Here is a 6770-nt window from a genome sequence, read left to right on the forward strand (position 1 = left end):
AGGACTTGTTGCTATACTCTTAGCAGTGGGCAATCTGATTTACACCTGTACACGGAATGATGGGGAGAAATATGCACAGCAGTATATTGACGAGTCGAAATATGTTACATTGCATATCCCAAAAGGGAAGATGGATGTTGACTATGGACCTGAGAGTATTATGACAGGTGTCCTAATGAACTCAACAGAAAGGATAAGAACTGATAGTATTCTTTTTTATGATAGTATTTATAAGAAACACTTCTGTGTATTCGTCATTGAGCCAGAGAGTCGGAAGACATTTAGGCAAGGCGAGATAGTTATAAAGGATATAGACTACCGTAAGACCATCAAAGCTCGTATAAACAAGTACGAACTAAACTCTCCTCGATATGGTTCTAAAGCCAACCCAGTCCCAGTGTTAGACTTTGATTATAATTTACAAGAATTCAGAGATGCTTATTATGGGGAACAATTTAAGTATGCGTTCAGTAGACCCGCTTATTACAAAAGAGCTGTAGAACTATACTTAACTTATATGATGAGTAAGGAAGAGTTCAAGGAGCGGTATGGAGAAAAGTAAAAGGAATGAAATTATAAAGCCTCGTATATAAAAGAAATAAGGAGGAGGAAACTTATATAGAAGGTCTTAAACTGTGGTATATGCATTACAAGGTTTACGGTTACCAGCATCCTATTGGAAGGAACATCGCATACAAGCAAATATGACTGAATGTGAAGCTCTACAACGAAGAGCAACCACACATGAGTATTGAAATGATAACTCCAAAAGAAGCAACACTCCCTACTGAAGAAATCACAAAGAGATAATACAGTTATAGGGAAAGACAAATAAAAGTAAAGCATAATACTTGCGTAATACCTAAAATAAATGTACCTTCGCCAGCGGGTCAAGGGTTGTCTTTCGGGCTATGTCCTTCAGTCAATCCATGACAGTGATAAGTGGAGTTCTGTCAACTAACAACATTGATAAAGAGATTAAGTCAACTTTCTATAAGGATAAGATACCAAGATTGTCGACCTAAATCAATACACTACAAGATGAAAATATTAGGACAAGAATGATTAAGAAATAAAAGAACCTAAGAAAGAATTTACAGAAATAAATTAATAACTCTTTAAAAGATGAACATTAAGAAGATTTTGGAATCTAATGGATTACATGAGGCAAGGGTATTATCAGCTTGTGATTATATGTCCGTACCTAAGAGTTGGCACTTTCTTCTAAAGGAAGATAGTAAGGTTTTACGTAAATATATCATACTGGATTATTAGAAGCCTTTTAGCATTCTTCTCCCTAAGACGATGACAATATTTAAGGAGAATCTTGATGACGTATTTGTCATATCACATTATAACCAAGTAAAGATGGTTTATCTGTTTTTAATTGATGATGACTATATTGTATACATAGGTAACTATCCGAGTTCAGATACTAAGATTGACTTTCTTCCTGAAAAACTCTGTAAATTCTATATGCATATCCATAATGGGTGGTTTGAAGCTATTAGTGGAGGGTTAGGACTGCTTCCTATAGAGAAAATACAGTTTCTAGATGAATCAGAATGGGGACTTCCAAGGGAGATATTACAATCAATAGAATTGTCAAAGACCTACTATGTTTTTCATAATGGTGGTGGTGGCTTCCTATGTATTAACACAGAAGATGTTGCCAACCCTAAGTCGCTTGTCTGGTGGACAAATGATCAACCTAAGCTATGTATTGACTTTTGGACTCTCTTGGACTCTTGGATAGAAATAGGACTTTTATATTAAAACCTCTGCAGAACACTTTTTATTTATATAAGTTTATGATTCATAATGTGTTGTCTACAAAAGAAGCAACCTTCAAAGAAATAGAAGATAACTTTTCTTTCTGTTTTCCCGAGGATTACAAGTCATTCTTGACCAAATATAATGGGGTCAATATGGAGGATTATTATATCAAAGTGAATGACTTAAACGAAGATATTCTTGTCAACAACCTCTTTAGCACTGATGACAAGTTGAATAGATCACTTACGCTTATGTTTTGGAATCATGAGTATAAGGAAGATATACCAGAACATTCTTTACTTATAGGAGACTTTCAAGATGGAGCATTCTTACTCCTAATCTCTGAAGGAGCATATAAAGGAGTATATTTTTATGATCATGCATATTCCTTTGAACAATCTAATGATGATTGCAATACATACTTCTTGGCAGAGACGTTCAGTGACTTCCTAAACCGTATAAAACAAAATATGTAGTTATCATCTATGCTTATCAGTCCCTCGATTCAAGATAGTATTTACCATCTTTTTCCATAGTATTTATTAGAAATTTAATTATTCAACTCCATGGTTATGAGGTACAGATATGAGAAGTTTATTGGATAAAGGAGAAAAACAATAGAGAAGTGGTTTAGGATAAGTATTCTCCAACCGTACCGCACTTTTAAGATAGAAGCGCAATTTGAAGAAAAATTAATGATAATAGATATAACCTTATCGTGGAAACTTTTAGAATTTCAATAGCACAATCATGACACAGGAAGAATTAAAGGTTGAATATGACAAGTATAATACTTCAAGCATATTTGACTCGCTTAAAGAGAGCGTAGAGGCACAGATAATAGTAACAGAGGTCTATAAGGGATTCTATTACGAGATTATCCCTTATTCTTTCCTGCGAGTAGGGATGAGAAAGGGAAATCCTGTGAAACAGTTTAATCGCTTGAAAAGTACGAAAAACCTCTATTTCTATGGCTTTAACGACAAGAAACAGATTATAGAAGTTCGGGAAGGGTGTGAGATAGAGAATCAATTTGACTATCAGTTTCTCTTTTATGAGAAAGATATGTTCAAGTCATTAATTTATAATAATGGGAAAATTCTACAGAATGTCAGTTACTGTTATCAAAAAAAAGGAAATCTTGTTGACAAAGTACTGGGCAAAGGAAGATTCGGAGGAAGAGAAGAGTATTATTTCTATGATGAAGATGACAAGTTACAAAAGATAGAGGTAAAACAGTATGATAGAATAGGACAGGAAGCTGCTAATCTGTTTTACACCATTAAATATGGTCCAGATGGCAGTATAGATACTATCACAAAGTCTACCTCTATGTATGAAGAAATTGTTTATACTGAAAAGAAAGGTGAGCTCTATCCTATTAAGATATAAATGCTTAATGCGACCTCAGCATAGCAGTGTAGGATATTACCACGAGAAATGTTTCCATGTAGCACGAAGAAGGTGGACATGTGGTTAGCTGTTTTCATTTGGTGATAAGGTAACGACGGTAGAGAATGTCTATGATGACCTTGAAAATCATATAGGGACAAGGATTTCAATTGGCTCGGTCGTACAGAACAGCTTTAATGAAGACAAACTACTATCGTATTCCCGTGCTGTGGGCGATGTCGTCCGCAATCGTGACCACAGGGATAGGAAATACTGAAAAGAATGCAAGATTCTCAATAACTGTCTCTATGACGTAGACAGCAACTCATACAGAAAACTCTGCATTGTGAGCTGACACTACATTCAAACCACGAGGTATCGGAGGTGAACTGACATGCATATTGCTTGCAGACTAGTGACTATATCTATGAATGATATGGCAGCAGTAGTTTGTAGGAGGTACGGTTACCGTACCAGATAGACACAAATACGTCACTTGTCCAACTTGCAGGATGATTTTGAACAAAAGAAGTCTTAGAAAAGAACATTTGCCTTCATCTTTGAAGCATAAACAGAATCAGCTACAACATTGATAGCACATAACAAGAGTCATACAAAGACATACAACTAAAACCTATATAATCGTTTGAAAGATACAATACTACGGAATAATTCGAGAAAGAACTGAAGAATATATCAACTGATATTAGGGCTGAAACATTTAATTGTAAAGAGAATATTATGACACTAGAAGAAATACAAAAAGAGTATGAGACAAATGCTCCTCTGTTTAATAAGATATTAAATGACGTGGAACAACATATTGTTAAATGGGAATATTATCGTGGACCATTTTATGAGATTACTCCTTTCTCATATCAAAGGTATGGTTATCAACAAGGAAGACTGGTTAAAGATATAGCAAGATTGAAAACTATGCGTAATATTTTTGGTTATGGATTCGATGTTAACGGAAATATTATAGAAGTAAAGGAAGGTCTTGGCATTCCAGAAGCTTATAATTATGAGTTCATATTCAAAGGTAGTAAAGAAATATCTATATTAAATTATAATAACAGGAAGGTCCTCAGGAATATTAGTTTTTATACTTTAGATGTGAATAAGAATATCGTAAGAATGATATCGAAAGGTAAGCAAGGAGGAAGAATAGAAGAGTATTCTTATTGTCCATATCCTCGTCTTGATAGAATTAAAATAAGGCAATTTGATGAGAGCTGGGAGGAGGGCGCTACCTTATACCATTCATTCCAATACGATGTTGACAACACATTGAAATCTATAACGAAAACTCCTGTAACAGGCACTTATACTGAGATTATTTATATGTCTTAACGAAACAATTCGTTTGTTGACTGATTTGATGTACAATACATAGCTGAACATCCGTCTTAGGAAATACGCTCTGGATGGCATCTGGGAAGCCCGTAAGGCCATCTACACAAGCTATAAGAATATCTTTGACACCTCTGTTCTGAAGGTCTGTAAGTACGCTGAGCCAGAAGTTAGCGCCCTCACTATGAGATACATACATACCCAGAAGATCTTTATATCCTTCCTTGTCAACACCAATGACATTATATATTGCACGAGCTATTGTAGCACCCGTATCGTCATGCGCCTTGTAATGGATAGCATCCATCCAAACTATCGGATAGACTTCTTCCAAAGAGCGTGTGCGCCAGGCTTTTATCTCAGGCCAGACCTTATCCGTAATGTTACTTATAGTCTCTTTGGATATCTTGGTACCATAGTTCTCTTCAAGGAACTTACTTATGTCAGACATGCTCTGACCTGTAGCATAAAGACTGATAATCTTATCGGACAAACCTTCTGCTAATATCGTCTGTCGTTTTTTGATAATCTCAGGAGTAAAACTCCCTTCTCTGTCACGTGGAGTATCTATTTCTACAGGGCCATACTCTGTCTGAACCTCCTTGGACATCTTGCCGTTACGGCGATTACTCTTTGTGGAGGTCTTTGTGTTATAAAGGTGAGAGTCCATCTCACCCTCGAGAGCTGAATTGAGGAAATCTTCCAATACACGATGGAATGCACCATCCTTACCAAACAAAGGAGTACCTTGTTTGAACTGTTCTTTTGCCTAAGACAACATCTCGGCGTACTCGTCTTGTGTCATTTGCTAAATCTAATTATGCTGATATAACAGCGTTTATATGAGTTTATTGTGTTCGCCGTTGACACAGTTGAAATGACATCGTTTCAAAATTTTATAGTAATAGTTTTTCTTTATTGCCGCAAGTAAACTATCATTCGGGCACCGATATATAACGCCCAAACCAATAATTCAAAGCTTTCTTATTTATACCATCTTTTCCTGTCCAAAAATCAACAGGATAATGCCAGTCTGAATTATGTCTCTTTCTTGGTGCTATTGATAAGTTTGTATATTGGTGAAGCAGCCCTTTGTGTTCCTTTGTTTCCAATATACTACAATATCCTAAGGTCTCTAAAAGTAGTTGAAGTTCAAACAAATTGGTTTCAAATCCTTTTATCTTACTAATTAAAGAGGTTATTCCTCTCTTGATAGTCTCATTATAATCTATTTCCTGTATGTATCTCAATATCTGTAGGAAAATATTAATGTCATCTTCGTTAGGAAGAACATTCTCCATAGTATTCGTTTTCTTTAGATATTGATAAAATGTAGATAGATTGTAATCTATTAGGCCTCCAAAGTCATTACTATTTTGATTGTTAGAATCGACAAATTCTTCTTTATAGTTAGAGCATATTATACAAGGCGTACGTTTTATTACGAAATTCTTGTCTTCCTCACTTAAATATATAAAGTTTGGTGGTAGAGGATGGCTTTGAAAATGATGAAAAGGAAAACTTTGCATAACTGCAAGGACTGAAAGTCCACATCTCCATTCTAAGCAGTGGGTACTAAGGCTTGATAGAAATAAATTTGTATATTTATCCTTGTCTGCCATCTTATATTCTTTAAATATTAATTTAATCCCTCAATTCCGCAGCATTATTCTTTGCGATCTACTTTTATATATTGACGTGACATTTTGGTATTTATCCATTGATTTGGGATTTTTCTGGGGTTCTTGGTTTTGCATGGGCATAAAATCCCCCACCCAAACCCAATGGGGGATATGATATCCACAAAGAAATACTGTTTATTCAAGGAATACTTCAGAGTAGTATGTTTTATTTGTATATAGGTTCAGAACGTTCTGCCTTCCCGTTCTCACCCATTTTGCTGGAACGCTGACAAAATGCAGGATAAAGGCTTTCAGTCTACTTGTCTTTTTCAATGGCTTGACCTTTTCGCTGATATGACGGACGAGATAGAGATAGAAGTTCTTCAGCATAGCGGTAACCATCATGAAAACCATGTTCTCAGCCATAAAGGAAAATGGCAGATGTGACCATCCGAAGTCATTGTTCTGTATGTCGAAGTTCTTTTCACTTGCCCCACGCTCATTATAGAATGTAATGATGTCCTTCTCGGTAGACACCCAGTCATTGGTGAGGATACAGCGGTATGTGTATATTACTCCGAACATATCCGTCCGTTGCTTGCCATCCTTGTCTTTCAAAGGACTACG

Annotated in this window: 7 protein-coding genes and 1 pseudogene; 5 read left to right on the top strand and 3 right to left on the bottom strand. The window is 35.7% G+C overall.

What is annotated here, in order from left to right; translation table 11 throughout:
- The 5 genes from HMPREF0666_RS13025 to HMPREF0666_RS13045 all read left to right on the top strand — a co-directional run.
- The coding region (locus tag HMPREF0666_RS13025; protein ID WP_009012830.1) for a hypothetical protein at window positions 1-562 on the top strand (562 nt) is incomplete at its 5' end.
- A gap of 743 nt (window positions 563-1305) precedes the next feature.
- On the top strand, window positions 1306-1776 hold the full coding sequence (locus HMPREF0666_RS13030) for an SMI1/KNR4 family protein (RefSeq protein WP_009012832.1): 471 nt from the start codon (window positions 1306-1308) through the stop codon (window positions 1774-1776).
- A gap of 35 nt (window positions 1777-1811) precedes the next feature.
- Window positions 1812-2252, top strand: coding sequence for an SMI1/KNR4 family protein (locus HMPREF0666_RS13035; RefSeq protein WP_009012833.1), 441 nt, complete (start codon window positions 1812-1814; stop codon window positions 2250-2252).
- 274 nt (window positions 2253-2526) lie between these two features.
- A complete protein-coding gene (locus HMPREF0666_RS13040; protein ID WP_009012834.1) occupies window positions 2527-3168 on the top strand; it encodes a hypothetical protein in 642 nt (213 codons plus the stop codon).
- Between the two features lie 741 nt (window positions 3169-3909).
- Window positions 3910-4521, top strand: a complete 612-nt coding sequence (locus HMPREF0666_RS13045; RefSeq protein WP_009012835.1) for a hypothetical protein — start codon at window positions 3910-3912, stop codon at window positions 4519-4521.
- Here the strand turns inward: HMPREF0666_RS13045 and HMPREF0666_RS13050 are convergent.
- The 3 genes and pseudogenes from HMPREF0666_RS13050 to HMPREF0666_RS13060 all read right to left on the bottom strand — a co-directional run.
- Window positions 4505-5260, bottom strand: a complete 756-nt coding sequence (locus tag HMPREF0666_RS13050; RefSeq protein WP_009012836.1) for an IS256 family transposase — start codon at window positions 5258-5260, stop codon at window positions 4505-4507. The two genes, HMPREF0666_RS13045 and HMPREF0666_RS13050, sit on opposite strands and share 17 nt — an antisense overlap.
- Before the next feature lie 196 nt (window positions 5261-5456).
- Entirely contained in the window at window positions 5457-6143 is a 687-nt protein-coding gene (locus HMPREF0666_RS13055; RefSeq protein WP_009012837.1) for a hypothetical protein, read from the bottom strand.
- Window positions 6144-6338: 195 nt separating this feature from the next.
- Window positions 6339-6770 (bottom strand): annotated as a pseudogene (locus HMPREF0666_RS13060) (IS1380 family transposase); the annotation flags it as partial.

Source organism: Prevotella sp. C561 (assembly GCF_000224595.1).
Taxonomy (GTDB): Bacteria; Bacteroidota; Bacteroidia; order Bacteroidales; family Bacteroidaceae; genus Prevotella; species Prevotella jejuni.